This is a genomic window from Clostridioides sp. ZZV14-6387 (genome assembly GCF_020657835.1).
GTDB lineage: Bacteria > Bacillota > Clostridia > Peptostreptococcales > Peptostreptococcaceae > Clostridioides > Clostridioides difficile_A.
In genome coordinates, this window is sequence record NZ_JAGWCW010000012.1 from 1 (window position 1) to 20231 (window position 20231).

Here is a 20231-nt window from a genome sequence, read left to right on the forward strand (position 1 = left end):
TTATAGAGGGATATATAGATTACATAAAAGATAAAAAAAGATTATCAGAGAATACAGTGGCATCATACTTTATGGATATAAAAAAATATATGGAATATATAAATCAAAAAAGTATTAAACTAGTAGATATAGTTGAAAATGATATTATAAGTTATTTAATAAAGTTGGAAAAAGATAATGTGTCAATAGCTACAATAGCGAGGATGATATCCTCTATAAAATCTTTTCACGATTACTTATTTTTAAATCATGTATGCACAAATAATCCTGCAAAGGACATAAAAAAACCTAAAATAAAAAAAGAAAATATAAATATACTTACAGAAGAAGAAATTGAAAGATTATTGAAGTTTCCAAAGTTAACAACACCTAAGTTGGTTAGGGACAAGGCTATTTTTGAAGTGTTATATGGGACTGGTATAAAGGTGTCTGAATTAGTAGATATGAACATAGAAGATGTTGATTTGGATATTGACTATATATATTGTAATTCATGTTGTAAAAGTCAAAGAGTGATACCACTTTGTGATATCACAAAACTTTATTTGGAGAAGTATTTAAAAGAAGTAAGACCTAAAATGGCTGTAGAAGGTGAAAATTCATTATTTGTAAGTTCATTAGGCCAAAGATTTACACGACAAGGTCTTTGGAAAGTCATAAAGAAATATTCTAATTTAGCTAATATAGATAAAAATATAAATCCTACAATGCTTAGACACTCATTTGCAATTCATTTGTTAAATGAAGGGGCTAACATTGCTGTTGTAAGTAAAATTTTAGGAAACGTTAATCTATCTAGCCTTCAAGTATATTTAAATCATATAGATAAAAACGTGAGAAGAGAAATAAAGGAAAAACATCCTAGAAATGATATTGATATAGAATTACAAAAAGCAGAGGCTAAATAGACTGTATAGCAAATTTTATAATTTAAAAGGAGCGTATTTATATGAGCAGAGTGATTTGGATTGTAATTGACAGTGTTGGGATAGGAGCGTTGCCTGATGCCGAAAAATTTGGAGACAGTAAGGATGTAAGTACTCTTGGAAATATATTTAAAGAATATCCAGATATACAAATTCCTAATATGAGAAAATTAGGCATAGGAAATATAGATGGTGTAGATTTTTTTGAAAGTATAAAAGAGCCAATAGGTTGTTTTGGAAAATGCAAGGAAATGTCTCAAGGAAAAGATACTACCACTGGTCATTGGGAAATGACTGGCATAATAGTTGACAAACCTTTTAAAACATTTGAACATGGATTTTCAAAAGAAATAATAGAAGAATTTGAGCAAAAAACTGGAAGAAAAGTAATAGGAAATAAACCAGCTTCAGGAACTGTAATAATTGATGAATATGGAGAACACCAAATAAAAACTGGAGATGTAATAGTATACACTTCAGCTGATAGTGTATTTCAAATAGCTGCTAATGAAGAGATAATCCCACTAGAAGAACTTTACAATATGTGTAAAATAGCTAGGGAGATAATGATGGGAGATAATGCAGTTGCTAGAGTAATTGCTAGACCATTTATAGGGAAGAAAACAGGTGAATTTGTTAGAACTTCAAACAGAAGAGACTATTCATTAGACCCATTTGAACCAACAGTTCTTGATAATATAAAAGAGTCAGGGCTTGACGTTTTGGCAGTTGGAAAAATAGAAGATATTTTTAATGGAAAAGGGATTACAGATGCTATCCATACTAAGAGTAATATGGATGGAGTAGATGAAACTTTAAATTATATGAAGCAAGAAAATAAAGGTCTGATATATTCAAATCTTGTCGATTTTGATTCTAAATATGGTCATAGAAGAGACCCAGAAGGATATAAGAAGGCCCTTGAAGAGTTTGACAGTAGACTTCCAGAAATAATGGATAATATGAGAGAAGACGACGTTCTTATAATCAATGCAGACCATGGAAATGACCCAACATATAAAGGTACAGACCATACAAGAGAATATATACCAGTTATGATTTATGGGAATAAAGTTAAAAAAGGATTTAATTTAGGAATAAAAGATACTTTTGCTGATATTGGAGCAACTGTTGCAGATATACTAGATGTAAAATTACCTAAACATGGCTCAAGTTTTAAAAAAGAATTATTCTAAATTAAGAGGTAAATAACAAATTAAAAAATTTAGCTTAATAGAATGGAGGGATTGGATGTTTGAAAATATAGAGCAAAGTAACAAATTTATAAATTCCAAAATTAGTATAAAACCTAAAATTGGTCTGATATTAGGTTCTGGACTTGGGGATTTGGCAAATGATATAGAAGATTCTGTTACAATTAAATATAGTGAAATTCCCAATTTCCCTGTGTCAACAGTAGAAGGACATGCTGGACAACTTGTTATTGGAAAGCTTGAAGGGAAAGAAGTAGTTGCTATGCAGGGGAGATTTCATTACTATGAAGGATATTCTCAAAAAGAAGCTACTTTTCCAGTAAGAGTTATGAAAGCTTTAGGTGTCGAAACTCTTATAGTAACTAATGCTGCTGGAGGCGTAAATAAAAAGTTTAAAGCAGGAGACTTAATGATTATAAGAGACCATATAAACTTTAGTGGAAGTAATCCATTAGTAGGTAAAAATGATGATAGACTTGGAGCTAGATTTCCAGATATGTCAGATGCATATTCTTCTAAATATATAGATATAGTCAAAGATTGTGCAAAGAAGTACAATATAGATGTAAAAGAAGGTGTTTATATGTTTTTTAGTGGGCCAAATTATGAAACACCAGCAGAAGTAAGAATGGCTCAAATATTAGGCGCTGATGCTGTAGGAATGTCTACTGTTCCAGAAGTAATAGTAGCAGCACATTCTAATATTAGTGTTATTGGTATATCTTGTATAACTAATATGGCTGCTGGTATCTTAAATCAGCCATTAAGTCATGAGGAAGTAATACAAACTACTCAAAAAGTTAAATCAGAATTTATGAATTTAGTTAAGAGTACAGTAAAAAAATTATAAATATTTTGAGTGGATTTATAGTGAAATAGTTAATGTATTATTTGAAAAGAATTAATAAGAAGCTGTCTTGATATAGAAAGTTATTTCTAATGAAAGACAGTTTTTTTATAATACTATAATATTTGAAAGTGTTTTGAAGTTTAATATTTATTCAAATTATTACAGATTAGAATGGAGATTTCAAGTATGAGAATGTATGATATTATAAAAAAGAAGAGAGATAAACTAGAACTTAGTAAAGAAGAAATACATTATTTTATAGAAAACTATTCAAAAGGGAATATACCCGATTATCAGGCTTCTGCACTATTAATGTCTATTTATCTAAATAAGATGAATAAACAAGAAACCGTGTATCTTACAGAAGCAATGATGCACTCTGGTGATATTATAAATCTATCAGGTATAGAGGGTATAAAGGTAGATAAGCATAGTACTGGTGGTGTTGGAGATAAGACTACCATAGCTCTTATACCTTTAGTTGCTTCATGTGGAGCACCAGTTGCAAAAATGTCTGGTAGAGGTCTTGGTCATACTGGTGGCACTATTGATAAATTGGAGTCTATACCAGGTTTTTCAACAGAGATGGATATAAATAAGTTTATTGATTCTGTAAATAACTCTAAAATAGCAGTATGTGGCCAAAGTGCAAAGGTAGCAATTGCAGATAAGAAAATATATGCACTTAGAGATGTTACAGCAACTGTTGATAATATATCATTAATAGCATCTAGTGTAATGTCCAAAAAATTGTCCTCAGGAGCGGATGCAATTGTGCTAGATGTAAAAACTGGAGATGGAGCATTTATGAAGACTTTAGAAGAGTCTTTTGAATTAGCTAAATCTATGGTTGATATAGGTACTGGTATGAACAAAGATACAATAGGGATTGTAACAGATATGGATGAACCTTTAGGTTTTGCAATAGGAAATTCTTTAGAAGTTATAGAAGCAATTGAAACTTTAAAAGGAAATGGCCCTAAAGACCTTGTTGAACTATGTGAAGTATTAGGAGCATATATGTTAGTTTTATCAAAGGTTGCACATGATTTTGATGATGGTATTGAAAAGATAAGAGAATCTATAAAATCTGGAAGTGCTATACAGAAACTTAAAGAATTTATAGAAAATCAAGGCGGAAATAAAAATATAGTAGATGATTATTCTTTATTCAAAAAACCAAAGTATAAACATCCAGTTAAATCAAACAAATCAGGTTATATAAGTAAAATTAAGGCTGAAGAAGTTGGTTTATCAGCAATGATTCTTGGAGCAGGTAGAGAGACTAAGGCGGATATTTTGGATTTATCAGCAGGAATAGTCTTAGAAAAGAAAGTTGGAGATTATGTAAATGAAGGTGAAGTTTTAGCATATTTGTATTATGATGATGAACAAAAGTTTTTATTAGCAAAAGACAGATTTGTTAATTCATATTCAATTGTAGATGAAAAAATAGAAAAAAATAAATTAATATATGGTATCGTAACACAGTGTGGAATTAAAAAGTTTTAGAAAATTTTAGAAAAGTGATTATAAAAGACCTAACATGTCAAAAATAGTGTTAGGTTTTTTATTTTTTTGATATATAAATAAGTTTATTCTACAAGATGATTGAAAATTACAGTATCTAGATTTATAATAGAAAATGGATAAATATACATAAGGAGTAGATTATATTATGAATTTTAAAGAAAATAGATTAAAAATAGCAGCATTAATAATTGTTATTTTAATTATCTTAGCAGGGGTGTTTATATCCATGCAAATAGGTCCTTATAATAAAAATAACAAGAATGATGTAATTATTGATATTCCAAGTGGAGCATCTGTCGGAAAAATATCTGACATATTATATGAAAATAAATTAATAAAAAATGAACTATTATTTAAACTCCTGGTAAAGGTTAGTAATAAAGCTCCATCCATAAAATCAGGAACATATTTGCTTAACCAATCGTACTCAAATAATGATATAATAACTCTTTTGGTTTCAGGTAAAATATATCAGGATGGTATAAAAATTACTGTTCCAGAGGGTGCTACATCCAAAGAAATTATAGCGATGTTAGTGAATAAAAATTTAGGAGATAAAGCTACTTTTGAAAATTTAATAAAAAAACCTCAAGAATTTTATGATAAATTTGTGTACTTGAAGGAGGATGGAATAACTTCTTTAGAAGGATTCTTATATCCAGAAACTTATTATTTTAATTCGAAAAAACAATCAGAAAAAGACATTTTAAGTGAAATGTTAAAGGTATTTGATAGTAAATATACGGACAAGCTTAAAAATAAGCAAAAAGAATTAAAGATGACTCTTCAAGAAGTAATGGAAATGGCTTCAATAATCGAGAAAGAAGCAGTACTTGATAAAGATAGACCAATAATAGCAAGTGTATTTTATAATAGACTTAAAGTAGGTATGCCTCTTCAATCAGATGCGACAATACAATATATATTTGAAGAGAGAAAGAAAATTGTAACATATGATGATTTAAAAATTGATTCACCATATAATAGTTATAAAAATAAAGGTTTACCTCCTACACCAATATCAAATCCTGGTATAAAATCTATTGAAGCTGCACTATATCCAGATAAAACTGATTATCTGTATTTTGTAGCTAAGATTGATGGTGGGAATAACTATAGTACAAACTACCAAGACCATTTAAAATATGTCAAAGAATATAAAGAAGCGAGAGATAAACAGGACAAAGATACAAAAACAACAAATAAAGAAAATACAAAAAAATAAACAATGATTATAAAAAGTCTAACAGGGTAAGAATAATGTTGGGCTTTTTTATTGAAAATTGTTATTCTTAGATTTATAATAAAGAAAGTGTAAACATATATAACAATATGAATTTAAAAAATAATAAATTAAGACAATGTTTTAATATTTATTATTTTAGGGAGTGTTTTTATGAGTAATATAGTTAATGACTTAGTTGAAGATTATATAAGAGTGACATTAAAAGAAAAAGAAGGACTTTTAAAAGACTTAGAAATTTATGCAGAGGAAAATAGCGTTCCTATAATACATAAAGAAGTCTCAGATTTATTAAAAGTCTTATTAAAGATTCAAAAGCCAAAGAGAGTTTTAGAAGTAGGATGTGCAATTGGTTATTCTTCTATTTTTTTTGCAACTATTATAGGAAAAGATGCAGATATAATAACTGTTGAAAGAAATGAAAAAATGATAGAAAAAGCAAAAGTAAATATAAAATTAGCTGGATTTGACGATAACATAACTATACTAGAAGGAGATGCAGAAGAAAAACTTAGTCAAGTCCAAGGTGAATTTGACCTTATATTTATAGATGCAGCTAAAGGTCAATATAAGTTGTTCTTTGATTTAGTTATAGATAAATTAAAAGATGGTGGACTTTTAGTATCTGATAATATTTTATATAAGGGTATGGTTGCACATGATGATTTCGTTATAAGAAGAAAGAAAACCATAGTAAAAAGAATGAGAAATTATTTAGATTATATATGTAATTGTGACTATTTAAGTACATCATTAATACCAATAGGTGATGGTGTAGCACTAAGTTATAAAGAAAGTAAAAGAGGTGACGTAGATGGAATTAAATAAAGTTGAACTTTTAGCTCCAGCAGGTGATTTGGAGAGATTAAAAATAGCTATAACATATGGAGCAGATGCTGTTTATATAGGTGGAGAAATTTTTGGAATGAGGTCTGCTGCAAAGAATTTTAGTAAGGAAGATATGGCAGAAGGAGTAGCTTTTGCACATGAAAGAGGTAAAAAAGTATTTGTAACAGTAAATATAATACCTCATAATGAAGATTTTCTACAATTAGAAGATTATTTATTGGAATTAGAAGAGATAGGAATAGATGCAGTCATAATAGCTGACCCAGGAGTTCTTAGTGTTATCAAAAAAGTAATTCCAAATATGGAAATACATTTAAGTACACAAGCAAATACAACTAACTATTTAAGTGCAAAATTTTGGTATGAGCATGGAATAAAAAGAGTTGTGGTGGCAAGAGAATTATCTTTTGATGAAATATCTGAGATAAGAGCAAAGACACCTTTAGACATGGATATAGAAGCATTTATGCATGGAGCTATGTGTATCTCTTATTCTGGAAGATGTCTAATAAGTAATTATATGACTGGAAGAGATGCAAATAAAGGTTCTTGTGCTCAGTCTTGTAGATGGCAATATCATTTAGTAGAAGAAAAAAGACCTGGTGAGTATTTCCCAATATATGAAGATGAAAGAGGAACGTTCTTCTTTAATTCAAAAGATTTATGTATGATAGAGTATATACCAGAATTAATCAAATCTGGTATAACAAGTTTAAAGATAGAAGGTAGAATGAAGACTTCATACTATGTAGCTACTGTTGTAAGAGCATACAGAATGGCAATAGATGAATTTTATAAAGACCCAGAAAACTGGAAATTCAATCCAATGTGGATGGAAGAATTAAAAAAAGGTAGCCATAGACATTTTACATCAGGTTTTTACTTGAATAAACCAACAACAGAAGACCAAAATTATCAGTCAGCATCATATGTTAGAAACTATGATTTTATAGGTATAGTTAGAGAAACAGAAGATGAAGATGGTCTTGTTGTAGTTGAGCAAAGAAATAAAATGTGTGTTGGTGATGAAATAGAGGTCATGGGACCATATAAAGAAACTATGTTCACTAAAATTGAAGAAATGTATAATGAAGAAGGAGAAGCTATAGAGTCAGCTCCTCATCCTAGACAAATAGTTAAATTAAAACTATCAGTAAAAGTTGGTAAGGATTATATGCTTAGAAAAGTTATAGAAGAGAAGGTTGAAGAATAATAAAAATTTGATAAAGATAGTATTAGCCCCTTAGAAATTGTCAATAATGAAATTATCTAAGGGGTGATTTCATGTCAAAAAAGAAGACTCCATTTTTGAAAAAAGTGGGAAAGAGAAGCTGGTATATATTTACTATAATTTTGATAATTTATAGTGCTTTAATTTATAGACTAGTTGATATACAAGTATTAAAAGGTGATAAATACAAACAGAGTGTAGAATCGCAAAGTGTTGAGAAAGTAGAGTTAAATAGTGGAAGAGGAATAATTTATGATAGAAATAACAAAAAACTTACAGATACAAGTAAAACTCAGGTATTGGTGGTTGAAAAGGAAAAATTAAATAATAACTATAAGATTTTAGAGCTGGTTAAGAAGGCTACTAAGATGAAAGATTTGGATATATATAAAGCTATACAAGAACAATTAACACATCCTATAATACAGATTCAGGCTAAAGATATCGATAATAGAATGAAAAAAGAGCTTGAGAAAAATGGAATAATGATAGAAGAAAAAACTATGCGATATTCAAAAGATGGTTTATTGTCACATACAATAGGATATATAAAAGAGGATGATAAGTCAGGACAAGCAGGAATCGAGAAAAGTATGGACAGTGTGCTTAGAAATTCAAATGAAAAGTATATAAGTGCTTTTAAAGCTGGAGATGCAGGAAATGAAAAATCTCTAAACATACTAAAGGGAAGTGTAAAAACTATTGATGATAAGGCTAAAGATAGACATCTAAAAACTACAATTGATTATGATATTCAGAAAAAATTAGAACAGATACTAGATAAAGAAGAAAACCCTACAGCAGTGGTAATTTCAGAAGCTTCTACAGGTGAAATTCTTGCAATGTGTTCTAGACCTAATTTTGACCAAAATGATATATCAAAAAGTTTGAAAGGAAAAAATGGAGAATTTGAAAATAGAGTTATAAAGGCTACATATCCACCAGGGTCTGTATTTAAGATGGTAGTTTTATTTTCTGCACTTGAAAATGGTGTTGTAGATGAGAACTATACTTATAACTGTACAGGAAAGACTAAAGTTGGAAATACTAATGAAATATTACGATGTAATAAAATAAATGGTCATGGTTTCCAAAATTTAAGACAAACTTTTTCTAATTCATGTAATCCTGCATTTTTAGATATAGCTATGAAACTTGGCAAAGAAAAGATACTTAAATCTGCTGAAAGACTGCATTTATTTGAAAAGGTTGATATTGGTCTTGATGAAGAAAAAGTTAGAGAAGCTCCCAAAAACATATCAATACGAAATTTAGCTATAGGACAAGAAAATATAGAATTTACACCACTTCAAATAAATCAAATGACTCAAATAATGGCTAATAATGGAACATTCAAACCATTATATTTATACAAAAGTCTTGTGGATAATAATATGAATACAATAAAAACTTATAAGTCTTCAAAAAAGGAAGAACTGATTTCTCCTTATGTGTGTACACAAGTTAAAGAGATTATGAAGTCTGTGTCTAAGGATGGTACAGCTAAAGACTTAAAGGATTTAGAAGGTGGATGTGGAGTTAAAACTGGTACAGCTCAAAGTAGTTTAAATAAAAAAGCAATAGACCATGGATGGATAACTGGATTTTATCCTGAAGAAAGACCTAAGTATGTAATAACTGTGTTAGTAGAAGGAACTCAAAAAGGAAGTAAATCTGCAATACCTATATTTAAAGAAATATGTGAAAGCATACAATAAAATTATATATTATAAAGTTTAAGGATATATCGTAATTTTTAGATTAAAGACTATGTCTAATACTATTACGATATATCCTTTTAAAAATTATAATATTAACTTTCTTGAACAAGCTCTTTTTCTAGTTTTTTAAGAGCTTTTTTTTCGATTCTAGATACATATGACCTCGATATATCGAGTTTTTGTGCAATTTCTCTTTGCGTTTTATACCCATAAGGAGTTAACCCATATCTTAACTGTACAATTTCTCTTTCTCTAGGAGTAAGAATTTTGTTTAGTTGCTCATAAAGTTTTCCGACTTGAACTTTTAGCTCAACCTCATCAAGAACATGGTTAGCTTCTGTACCAAGTATATCTAAAAGACTTATTTCATTACACACTACGCTTTATATGTTATTGATATCACTGCTTTTCATATAATTTCAGATGGACTGTTAACTCAAAGGAATCTAGTTTTTGTTCTTTAGATTTGTAATAAACAGCTCTATCAATGACAGATTTCAAAAGTTTATTTTTTCCAAGAGAATCTGAATCATGATAAAGAGATAGAACTGTTTTAATATCTTCTATCATTTTTGAAGTATCTTTTTTAACTATATCTAATTTATTTTTTAGTGTTTCTATTGAAATTTTAATTTCTTCAGTTCTTGAATCTATATTATTAGACCTATCAATAAATGTATCTTCATCATATATGCCACGTTCTAATAAATCATACAACTTATTTTTTTGTTTTCCTAATTCTTTTAATTCAGTTTCTAAGCCTTTCAATACTCGTTTTTGAAATTCTATATTATTATCAGTATTACTTTTCTTTAAATCTATATCAGATATTCTTAACTGGTATTTTTTTACTGCATCTTCTAATGACTTCAAAATAGCAGATTCAACAAATTCAAAGCGAGAACTCTTATTACAACCAGGATGATAACAAATTATATAATCATGGTCTGTATATGGTCTATATACTAGAGGTCTACCACAGTTTTTACAGATTACTATGCCTGCAAGTGGATTCTTTATTTGATTACCATAACTAACATGACCATTTTTATTAAGTATATTCTGAGCTTTTTTCCAAACCAATTCACTTATTAGAGGTTTATGTTTACCTTTCGCTTCAATCCATTCGTCTTTAGGTCTTAATTTAACTGTTTTCATTTTATTTGGATTTTTGGATTTTTTATAATCTTTCTTTCGCCATTGTATATAACCACAATAAACTTTGTTTTTTATTATATTTGTTATTGCAGAGTTATACCAACTAGCACCTGTAGCAGTTTTAATTCCTAGATTGTTTAGATATTTAGATATTTTACTACAACCCATATCTTCATTAATATATAGGTCAAAGATAGTTCTAACTACATCAGCATCTTTATTTGGTACAAGAATTCTTTCTTTTCTACCTGTAGTTACAGCGTCATATCCAAATGGGGCAGAAGTACCTATAAAATTTCCTTCCTCAACTGATTTTATTCTTCCTCTTTGCATTCTTCTTGATATAAGTTTTAGTTCTTTTCTTGCCATAAATGCTTCAAATTCTGAGTATTCTTCATCAAATTCATCTGTTAAGTCATACGTTTTTCTAGGTGTTATAATTTTAGTTTTACTTTCTTTAAAAGTTTCTAAGATTATACCTTGGTCTTTCATATCTCCACGACCAAGTCTGTCTAAATCCATTACTAATACTGAATCATATTTATTTTCTTCAACTTCTTTTAGAAGTTCAATCATTTTTGGTCTATGTATTATACTTTCTCCAGATACCAGTTCTTCTTTTATTTCGAGTACATTTAGATTTTGGTCTTTTGCTAGTTTTAATAGAGTTGATTTATGTCTGCTTAGAGTTTCAAATTCTCCTTGCTTTTCTGCCTCTTCATCAGCACGAGATTTTCTTAAGTATATAGCAACACTCATATAAGTAATCACACTCCTTAAATATAGTATATTAGTTATATAAGGAGATATTTCATGTTAAGCAAAATTAGTTAAGATTGTAAAAATAGTATTAAAATATCGCATGAATTGATAGCATATGTTGGTATAGTCTAAAGTTTACTTATAATATTTGCTGTAAAGCCATTATCCGCTCTAGTCAGTTATTACCTTAAACAGGTGTTTTTAATTATATAAGTTACCAGAATATGTTATAATAATTCTAGCAAGAAGTTGTAACCTACAATCTAAGAGTGGAGTTCATACAAACAAAGGATTATTCTCCCCATTTTAAGAAGGGAGGTGATTATGTATGGATAATTTTTTACTAAGTATATTAGCCAGTATTATGGCTAGCTATATAGTTTACTTGATGAGTAAGTTATTTAGAAAACGTAAAAAACCACTCAAAGCTGGCACTAAGAGTGGTTGGGAATTTGACTTTAAAATCAAATTCCATAAGTTTAAATAATTTCTAGTTTTTTAATCACGAACTTCACTCTACACCACATAGATTGCAGTTCTTCTTGCTTTTATTATATCACAAATTGGTATAAATATTCAAAAATAATAATTTTACTACATAGTAAAAGTATATAGTATAGTTTTTATACCATTAGTTCTCCTAGAAATTTGTTCTTTTCCTTCACCTATTAAAGTGACTATATCTATAAATATTAAGTATCCTTTCATTTTTCCATAATATTTCTCACTCATGTATTATTTTGTTATTATTAAGCTCTGTTTAATACATTTATCTGTTTTAATTTAATAACATTTCTTTCTCAATATCCACCAACTCCTGCAAAATAAGGTTACAACATAAATTGAATACAATGTATCTATGATTGTAGTGATTGTTCATAGTACTATATTTCTAATTTTAAAATCTAAATTAAGATAGTAAATACATGTCAAATTAAAATTCTAAAAACAAGATATATATTGAGTATAAGACAAGTATATGAACTCATATTTTATAACAAGGGGTGATATTGTGAAAATACTACAACAATTTAAACCATTTAAATATGATACAGAAAAAGATATAGAGTATGATGAAAAGATTATAGCTAATCAAAGTACAGAAGTCTATATAATATATCCGCGTATTTCTAATGAAGAGAATAAAAGAAGATGGGAAGACTTTGATGCTGTAGCTAAAGAAGTAGCCATTAATATATCAATGAAAAAAGCTGAGACAGTAGAATATTAATAAAGTATAGAAGTTGCTACTATTTAGCGCTTCTTTGGCATAAAGTTGGACAAGTATTTTTAAACAACTAGGATATTAATTTACTTAGTTGATATAAGATAAAAGCGAAGAAATTTAAAAGGAATTTTTATTTTATAAAAATAATTGAATCTATAATTATAAAAGAATTTATGATTCATAGTTAATGTTAGGTTATGAAATATGTAGAAGATTTAATGATAGCAATAAAACTTGAAGAAAACTTGAAGTGTAAAAAGCTTATGTAAGATGTATTATAGAAGTTGAATCATGACAATTGTAATATGCAAAAAAAATGAGCTTGTATATTATTTGCCATAAATATTGGATATATATTCTAACTGTGAGAAGAATTTTACTGAAAACATATATCATATTTGTAGTAACAAATAAAATTATAATCAATAGGTTAATGTGTTATTTAAATATTAAAGGAGTTTTATATAAGATATATTAAATAATTGAAATTATAAAGATACTAGTTAAAAAAATAATATGAATATGAAATGGGTGAATTAGGAGGATTTAAGTAGTGGCTAAAAATGAGTTATTATTAGAGTTACATAAAGTTTTATATAAAATAGAGAAACACTGCAATGATTTTATGAAAAAATCAAGAAAAGGAGATAATCTAAACTGTAGTGATTGTGAATTTTATATAAATAACTATGATTTAAATAATAATAGTTGTTTATATAAAGATATTAAAAATTTTAAGGTATTTGATACTGTAGATATAATGGTTAAAGCTTTAGACATGAAAGTATCTAAGGAAAGAAAAGTGAAATATCCATATATATATAAGCATTTTAAAGGTGGTTTTTATGTAACTATAGGAATTAGTAAGCCTGTTGCTTATTTTGAACTTAATAAATCATTGTTTGAAGTTGATAGTTATTATTTGGTAGCAGAAAATGGATTTAATGCAGTACATACTGAAACTAATGATATTGTGATTATATATAAAGACTCAGATGGCAATTTCTATCATCAAAAAGAAATAGATTGTGAAGAACTAGTGATTTATAAGTCTTTATATAGTGGAACTGGAGCATTTGCAAGGCCAATAGATATTTTTCTGTCTAAAGTAGATAAAGAAAAGTATCTTAATACAGCACAAGAGTATAGATTTGAGGAGTTTGAGTAGTTAACTATGATGTTTCTACTAAGGTCATATTGATACTATAAAAAATTGTAGAATATACTATCAACTTCAACAATAAAGTATGTTTTACAAAATGCCGTAAAGCCACATAAATACTAGGTCTATGTGGCTTTGTCTTACTTCATTAGAAAGTTTAAAACTCGATTATTAAAGTCTTTTGCCTCTTCATAGGTGGCGTGGCCAAGACCTTTGTATAGAAATAATTCACTATTCTTGATTCCTTCTGCTAATTCTAAAGATGACTTTGTCCCTACAATACTATCATTGTCGCCTCCAATAATTAAGGTTGGAGATGATATTTTATCCAATTTAGAATAGGAATTATGCTCAATACATGAAGTGGCTTGTATAAGAAATCTTCTAAAATCTTTTGGTTTGCCAATATTTACAAGAAGCGGATAGAAAAAACGATATTTTTTTAAATATTTTTCTGAGTATGATTTTTCTGCTATGTCAATAATTAGACTCTTATAATCACTTTGCTCTGCCATCTTCATCCAACTACCAACGACTTCTTGTATGGTTTCATTTTGTTTTGATGAGGTAACCACCAGCATAAGTTTATTAACTAAATCTGGATAATCGGCAGCAAGATATTGTGCTATCATTCCACCTTGAGATACTCCCATAATATCTGCCTTTAAAATCCCAAGAGTTTTCATGACTTTTGCTTGGTCTCTAGCCATATCTCTTGTAGTATAACCTTCTTTCAAACAGTTTTTTCTGCTGAACATATACACCTTAAACTTTTGAGCAAATTGCTTATAACTCAATGCAAAAGCGATTGCCTGTATCTGCCCATGAATTGGGGAAAGTCCATCCCCCAAACCTGGCAAGATAATCAGTGGTTTTTGGCCTTTTCCAAACTCAATATAATTCACTGTTTCCTTGTCTACTACTACTTGATGGAATCGAGAACCATAAAACATATTTTACACCTCTTTCTTTTCACTAATAAGTCCACATTTTAAGATTGTTATGTGGTCTGTAAGGCTATTAACATATTCCTGTCGTATGTTATCAATATTTGTATTTTCTTGTATCTGAATATGAGACAAAAAATCCTCATTAAACCCAGTTAAAAACCATTTTAAAATATCAATACTCTTTTCCTTATCAAATCTAAGTACTGATGTGTCTACATCATACAATAGCTTATAATAAATGCTTTGGCCTTCCAGTCCATACTGTGCTTCAACTTTTTGATAGATTTCAGTATTACTTTTGGTAAATGCAGTAGCAATCAATTTATATTCATTGGGGTGCTTAATATACCAATCAAATTCCAATTCTGAATATTTAATGATTCTTTCGAACAACTCTTTTGGAAGAAAATCTATTTCCTTTGCTAAACTCACCATAAGCTCTTGTGTAACAGAATCGAGTATATAGAAGTACAATTCATCCTTATTTTTAAAGTATTTGAAAAGACTTCCCTTGCTAATACCTGCATTTTGGACAATTCTATTTGTTGAACTATTTTCATATCCATATTTAGCAAATTCATCAATACTAACCCTAGTAATCTTGTTACGTTTTTCTTCACCTAGTTCAAGAAATATATTAGTAGGCATAATAACTCTCCTTTTTAAATGACCATATGGTCACTGATTAGTTTTAAAGTGGTGACCATGTGGTCACTATAATGAGTATATCCTGTATATATTTTTCTGTCAACATACTTTAAAGAAAATCTATCAATGTGTAAATAGTATGATTCATGTAATTTTATAAGGACTAAATAAAGAGTTGACATACAAATTGTATTATTATATTATTGTATTAAGAACTTAATACAGTAGTATGATAAGGAGGCAATGAATGAAAGCTAGAAAATATAATATTACAAAAGGATTGTTTATAGTATATATAATCATTTTGACATGGATAATATTATTTAAGATGCAATTTGATATTTCATCACTTGAAGCAATGAATCTTAGAAATATAAACTTAGTGCCTTTTGCTAGTTCGCTTATAGTTAATAATAGAGTAGACATATCAGAGATTATATTAAATGTAGTTGTATTTGCACCATTTGGGATATATTTATGTATGTTAAAAGAAGAGTGGAGTTTTATAAAAAAGGTTGTACCTATTTTTTTAGCAAGTTTAGTTTTTGAAACACTTCAATATATATTCGCAATAGGTGCAAGTGATATAACCGATTTGATAGGAAATACATTAGGAGGAATAATAGGAATAGCAGTTTTTGTGTTATTGTCAAAAATATTTAAGGACAAGGCAATAAAAATAATAAATATACTAGCATTGATTGTGACAGTTGTTGTGATATTATTTTTAGGATTGCTTATTATTACAAACTTATAAAGACAATTAAAGTGTATATTAATAATGATGATGTGATTAATCAAAAGTAATAATAAACTTATAATAAATAGTAAAATACAATTGTATAAGAATTTAATTATAAATAAAAGCACATTAAATGGCGTGGGTCCAGTTGAATATCGTACTCATGCCATTTAATGTGCTTTTTATAGTATTTACTTGATAGGGTCATATCTATATATAGGTATTTTCATAAATTATCATGGAAGTATTATATCTTAAAAATTTTGGATATTTAATTCTTGATTTTCTTTTGTCTTTTCTAATAAATCTAAAGCACAATTAATACAAACCTTGATGTCTGCACTGGTACTTTTATCATAATAAGTTATATATTTATTTCTATATTCATCTATTTCTTTTCCACAACAACTACATAATACGATTACGCTCATATTTTAATTCCTCCGTCTCTGATTATTCTTAATATATTCAATAGTGTAATTTTTCTGAAAATAATAATTGTTAAAACTCTATCAACTTGACCTTTATTTTCTTATTATAATGCATTTTAATAAAAAAATAAAGGCTATATATAAAATATTTATAGAAAAAAGTATAATATGGAATATTTTATAAAATTTTATTATTTTTTATAATAATAAAATATACATTAATATCCATAAAATGACAAAGATGAAAAAACTATTAAAATAGAATATTTTTAGTTTTAATATAAAATACTTGTTTGCTATATGTATAACAATTTATTTAAGAGTATGATTTTGGTATTATATAGCGGTAAGGTAATACCTAAAAAAATTAGCTGATTTAGTTAGATTTTTAAAAGATTAAAAAATATATGCTTATACTTAACAATATAATTGATATGTATTTTTGTTTGATATAATTAAGAAAAAATTTTGATATGAGCTTATTTTACACAACAGAGTAATACATATAAAGAGTAGTATTTATTTCATTACCTTCTTTATCTGTTCCGATAGGGTCTTGTAGAGATACTTGAGTTTTATTTTTTTTGTTGGATCTAATATTCATTAAAATCTCATTTTCAATACATCTAGAAGCATATGTTGCTAATCGAGTTCCTTTATCTATGTTATAAGTTTCTATAGCTTTTATTAATCCTATTGTACCTATGGATATTAAATCATCTTGGTCTTCCGTCGAATTATTATATTTTTTTGCTATATAAGCTACTAATCTCATGTTTCTTTCAATCAATGTATCCTTTGCACTTTTATCATTTTCTATTTTAAATTTAGTTAAATACTCAATCTCTTCTTCAGGGGTTAAGGGTTTTTCAAAAGATTTAAGAGCTGCCAATAGGTCACCCCCTTTTCAACGGTCACTTTAAATTATATGAAGAAGACTTATCCAAGTTGACTGTTATCTAATAAAATAATATGTATACTTTTAGAATTTAAAACATATATTTACAAACTTTTGACCATAATATAACATAAAAAATGAGAACTTAAGTTTAAATTTTTGTTGTATATATATGAAACAAGACGAAGGAATTATTAACTTATTCAGTATAAATTGAAATTTAAATGTCAATAAATATAAAGGAGAAAGGATTATAAACAGTGAAACAAAGTTTTTCACTAATCATGCATAATTGTTTATTTGGATGATATTGATTACAAAGCTAGATTAGTAGGGGTAGTTAATATTATTAAAAATGAAGGTGGTGTACTAAAATGAAAAAAATTATATAAGATATTTATAAAGAAAATTTATAGTTAAATTTTTATATACTTTTTATATACAAAAAATTATTGAGAGGTTTTTATTATTGAAAACAAAAAAGAATGGTTTTATATCAATCGAATGTATAATGAGTATTGCTATATTATATGTTACTGTTTATTTAGTGTCGACATCTTTATATAGTTGCTACAGTTTTGTATGTAGAAATGCATCTGATAGAGAAATGTTAAGCACTGTAAAAAAATATATGGAAGATGAAAAGTACAGAATAAAAAATAGTAAATATGAGTTGATTGAGAATGGAACAAATAAAAATTACATAAATGGATATGAAGTTATCAGTACAGTAAAACAAATTTTAGATTATTATCAATGTTATGAAATAAATATAGAAATAAAAAATAATTTTAAAAAATTGAGGTTTACTAGTTATGTTACTAGACAATAGAGGTTCTATATTAATAATGACATTGATAATATTTTCTATTATAAGCACTGTGTGCATTATGTCTATAGGATTAATTTATACACATAATAATATATATGAGTTAGAATGTAAGGACATTCAATTAAAAGAAACTTCTTTGAGTGGAATAGAATTATCAATAAGTAATGTATATTCTTGTGTAAAGGAAGCTATTAATATATCAAATAATGAAGACGAATTTAAAACATATTTCTTAGGAAATAATATGATTAATTGTATAAAAAAAATAAAAGATACATCTTATAGCAACTTAGACAAAGTTTCTTTAAAGGTAGAGAATAATACTATATATGATAGAGGAGATTTTTTTGAATTAGATATAACAAGTACAGTTAAAGAGAAAAACTTTTTAAAAGTCATAAAAGTGAGGGTGAAAATTAAAAATCCATGGGTAGGGATTGATATTGAAGATTATATGGATGAGTCTCATAGTAAGGTGTTTAATGAATATAAGTTACTTGAAGAAAATGAAATCTTAAATGAATTTGAAGATGCGAGTGAAAATATGAATAATCAAGAACGTGAAGAGTCTACAGACAAAGAAATTAAACAAGATATAATTGAAAATATAAAAAAGAATTTTGATGAAAAAAATTTAGTACATGTGTATAAGTATAGAGGTGTATAACTTTGAAAAAAGAAGGAATGTGACTGTAGTAGAATTAGTGGTATCTATTAGTATAATATTATTGATAGCTACATTATCGTTTCCAAAAGATAATCTTGAAAATCAAAAGATAAATTTATTTGCACATCAACTCTGCTCAGATATAAGATATGTTAGAAGAATTAATATGTTTAGTGATTATGATACATATATATATTATATAAATCAAGATAAACAAGAAGGATATGTATTGAGAAAAGATGGTAAAAATGTTAAATCTATAGTACTACCTAAAAATGTAAAGATAGCAAGAAGTATAGATATAATAAAATTTAAATCTGATGGCTCACCTCAAAAAGCATCTACAATAGAGATATATAATCATAGACTAAGAAAAACTATAACAATAACACCCGTAAGTGGAAGAGTACTTCTGAAAGAGGGAAAATATGAAACGTAAACATGGTTACTTACTTTTAGAAAGTATAGTATCATTAGCTTCAATTGTAATATTGATAATGGTTTTATATTCTGTATTTGTGATTACAATAAATTTAAAACTTAAAATAGAAGATAACATAGAATTACAACAACAAAGTCTTGAAATTGTAAAATCTATGGAAGGAATTATTAGTAATTCTATGGGAATAATAAATCTATCTAATAATGAAGAAAGTTTTAAAAGAACAACATCTATAAAATGCAGATATGTGGATGAAGGTTTAACTGATAATGAGGAATATATAAGTAACAAAGAAATTATATTAAATGAAAGAAGAAATAAGCTATTTGTAAATTCTTTAAATGGTGAAAGTAGTCAAGCAGGTGGTTATGAAATTGGAGATTATGTAGATGAAATGTATGTGTCGATGTCCAATAATGGCCAATATGTTAATATAAAATTGAAATTATCAAAACGTAGTCAAAACTATGAAACTAAATTCAAAATAAAAATATGGAATTTTAGTGAAAGCATATGAAAACACATAAGTTTGAGAAAAAGAAATAACATCAATAAATTATATAAAGCGTAATTATTGAGAACTATATAATTAAATAATATCAATATATAAAATGTATAGACTAAGATTGTAGAGGAGAATAATAAAAATATAGAATAAGTAATTTGCCAAATACTTGTTTATATTGTATAACTTATGATATTATGATATTAGTAAAAATTTGTAATCCTGACTTGACAGAATTC

Annotated in this window: 23 protein-coding genes; 16 read left to right on the plus strand and 7 right to left on the minus strand. The window is 27.3% G+C overall.

Features of this window, described 5'->3' with window-relative positions:
- The first annotated feature begins 2 nt into the window (after positions 1 to 2).
- The 8 genes from KGF38_RS09190 to KGF38_RS09225 all read left to right on the plus strand — a co-directional run bounded on the left by KGF38_RS09190 (position 3) and on the right by KGF38_RS09225 (position 9564).
- The gene (locus tag KGF38_RS09190; RefSeq protein WP_227832311.1) at positions 3 to 908 is read left to right on the plus strand and encodes a tyrosine-type recombinase/integrase; all 906 of its coding nucleotides are present in this window, start codon (positions 3 to 5) and stop codon (positions 906 to 908) included.
- 41 nt (positions 909 to 949) lie between these two features.
- Positions 950 to 2122, plus strand: coding sequence for a phosphopentomutase (locus KGF38_RS09195; RefSeq protein WP_054269726.1), 1173 nt, complete (start codon positions 950 to 952; stop codon positions 2120 to 2122).
- Between the two features lie 55 nt (positions 2123 to 2177).
- Positions 2178 to 2990 (plus strand): purine-nucleoside phosphorylase, encoded by an 813-nt coding sequence (locus tag KGF38_RS09200; protein ID WP_054269727.1) that lies wholly within the window; start codon positions 2178 to 2180, stop codon positions 2988 to 2990.
- A 186-nt stretch (positions 2991 to 3176) separates the two neighbouring features.
- Complete coding sequence (locus KGF38_RS09205; RefSeq protein ID WP_227832312.1) at positions 3177 to 4502, plus strand: pyrimidine-nucleoside phosphorylase; 1326 nt, start codon at positions 3177 to 3179, stop codon at positions 4500 to 4502.
- A gap of 166 nt (positions 4503 to 4668) precedes the next feature.
- Complete coding sequence (gene mltG, locus KGF38_RS09210) at positions 4669 to 5748, plus strand: endolytic transglycosylase MltG (protein WP_074178873.1); 1080 nt, start codon at positions 4669 to 4671, stop codon at positions 5746 to 5748.
- Positions 5749 to 5919: 171 nt separating this feature from the next.
- Entirely contained in the window at positions 5920 to 6594 is a 675-nt protein-coding gene (locus KGF38_RS09215; protein ID WP_054269730.1) for an O-methyltransferase, read from the plus strand.
- Positions 6581 to 7828, plus strand: a complete 1248-nt coding sequence (locus KGF38_RS09220) for a peptidase U32 family protein (RefSeq protein ID WP_054269731.1) — start codon at positions 6581 to 6583, stop codon at positions 7826 to 7828. The genes KGF38_RS09215 and KGF38_RS09220 overlap by 14 nt, the downstream gene beginning before the upstream one ends.
- Before the next feature lie 71 nt (positions 7829 to 7899).
- Positions 7900 to 9564: a peptidoglycan D,D-transpeptidase FtsI family protein gene (locus tag KGF38_RS09225; protein WP_074178874.1), complete on the plus strand. Its 1665-nt coding sequence runs from the start codon at positions 7900 to 7902 to the stop codon at positions 9562 to 9564.
- Between the two features lie 95 nt (positions 9565 to 9659).
- Here KGF38_RS09225 and KGF38_RS09230 read toward each other — a convergent pair whose 3' ends face one another.
- Together KGF38_RS09230 and KGF38_RS09235 are read right to left on the minus strand one after the other, a co-directional pair.
- A complete protein-coding gene (locus KGF38_RS09230; RefSeq protein WP_021383999.1) occupies positions 9660 to 9944 on the minus strand; it encodes a sigma-70 family RNA polymerase sigma factor in 285 nt (94 codons plus the stop codon).
- Between the two features lie 22 nt (positions 9945 to 9966).
- Complete coding sequence (locus KGF38_RS09235) at positions 9967 to 11484, minus strand: recombinase family protein (RefSeq protein ID WP_074178875.1); 1518 nt, start codon at positions 11482 to 11484, stop codon at positions 9967 to 9969.
- A 331-nt stretch (positions 11485 to 11815) separates the two neighbouring features.
- Between KGF38_RS09235 and KGF38_RS09240 the strand changes: the two genes are divergently transcribed.
- On the plus strand, positions 11816 to 11974 hold the full coding sequence (locus KGF38_RS09240; RefSeq protein WP_054276265.1) for a type I toxin-antitoxin system toxin: 159 nt from the start codon (positions 11816 to 11818) through the stop codon (positions 11972 to 11974).
- Positions 11975 to 12081: 107 nt separating this feature from the next.
- Here the strand turns inward: KGF38_RS09240 and KGF38_RS09245 are convergent, their stop codons facing one another.
- Positions 12082 to 12219, minus strand: a complete 138-nt coding sequence (locus KGF38_RS09245) for a hypothetical protein (protein WP_227832313.1) — start codon at positions 12217 to 12219, stop codon at positions 12082 to 12084.
- A gap of 280 nt (positions 12220 to 12499) precedes the next feature.
- On the opposite strand from KGF38_RS09245, the gene KGF38_RS09250 reads away from it, so the two are divergent.
- Complete coding sequence (locus KGF38_RS09250; protein ID WP_223152567.1) at positions 12500 to 12718, plus strand: hypothetical protein; 219 nt, start codon at positions 12500 to 12502, stop codon at positions 12716 to 12718.
- 550 nt (positions 12719 to 13268) lie between these two features.
- Positions 13269 to 13883 (plus strand): DUF1653 domain-containing protein, encoded by a 615-nt coding sequence (locus KGF38_RS20575; protein WP_223152566.1) that lies wholly within the window; start codon positions 13269 to 13271, stop codon positions 13881 to 13883.
- Between the two features lie 134 nt (positions 13884 to 14017).
- On the opposite strand, the gene KGF38_RS09260 is transcribed toward KGF38_RS20575, so the two are convergent.
- Entirely contained in the window at positions 14018 to 14830 is an 813-nt protein-coding gene (locus tag KGF38_RS09260) for an alpha/beta fold hydrolase (RefSeq protein WP_074178877.1), read from the minus strand.
- 3 nt (positions 14831 to 14833) lie between these two features.
- Positions 14834 to 15475 (minus strand): TetR/AcrR family transcriptional regulator, encoded by a 642-nt coding sequence (locus KGF38_RS09265; protein WP_227832314.1) that lies wholly within the window; start codon positions 15473 to 15475, stop codon positions 14834 to 14836.
- 247 nt (positions 15476 to 15722) lie between these two features.
- On the opposite strand from KGF38_RS09265, the gene KGF38_RS09270 reads away from it, so the two are divergent.
- A complete protein-coding gene (locus tag KGF38_RS09270; protein ID WP_074178879.1) occupies positions 15723 to 16232 on the plus strand; it encodes a VanZ family protein in 510 nt (169 codons plus the stop codon).
- 239 nt (positions 16233 to 16471) lie between these two features.
- Here the strand turns inward: KGF38_RS09270 and KGF38_RS09275 are convergent, their stop codons facing one another.
- Both KGF38_RS09275 and KGF38_RS09280 read right to left on the minus strand, forming a co-directional pair.
- Positions 16472 to 16648 (minus strand): hypothetical protein, encoded by a 177-nt coding sequence (locus KGF38_RS09275; RefSeq protein WP_054269740.1) that lies wholly within the window; start codon positions 16646 to 16648, stop codon positions 16472 to 16474.
- 484 nt (positions 16649 to 17132) lie between these two features.
- Entirely contained in the window at positions 17133 to 17540 is a 408-nt protein-coding gene (locus KGF38_RS09280; RefSeq protein ID WP_074178880.1) for a sigma-70 family RNA polymerase sigma factor, read from the minus strand.
- A gap of 475 nt (positions 17541 to 18015) precedes the next feature.
- Here KGF38_RS09280 and KGF38_RS09285 point away from each other — a divergent pair, with 475 nt between their 5' ends.
- From KGF38_RS09285 to KGF38_RS09300, 4 genes are read left to right on the plus strand one after another with little or no spacing between them, the layout of a single operon-like run.
- The gene (locus KGF38_RS09285) at positions 18016 to 18378 is read left to right on the plus strand and encodes a hypothetical protein (RefSeq protein WP_054269741.1); all 363 of its coding nucleotides are present in this window, start codon (positions 18016 to 18018) and stop codon (positions 18376 to 18378) included.
- Complete coding sequence (locus KGF38_RS09290) at positions 18362 to 19045, plus strand: hypothetical protein (protein WP_227832315.1); 684 nt, start codon at positions 18362 to 18364, stop codon at positions 19043 to 19045. Before KGF38_RS09285 ends, KGF38_RS09290 begins: the two co-directional genes overlap by 17 nt.
- Positions 19046 to 19064: 19 nt before the next feature.
- A complete protein-coding gene (locus KGF38_RS09295; protein WP_054269743.1) occupies positions 19065 to 19484 on the plus strand; it encodes a hypothetical protein in 420 nt (139 codons plus the stop codon).
- Positions 19474 to 20004, plus strand: coding sequence for a hypothetical protein (locus KGF38_RS09300; protein ID WP_054269744.1), 531 nt, complete (start codon positions 19474 to 19476; stop codon positions 20002 to 20004). Before KGF38_RS09295 ends, KGF38_RS09300 begins: the two co-directional genes overlap by 11 nt.
- Positions 20005 to 20231: the final 227 nt, after the last annotated feature.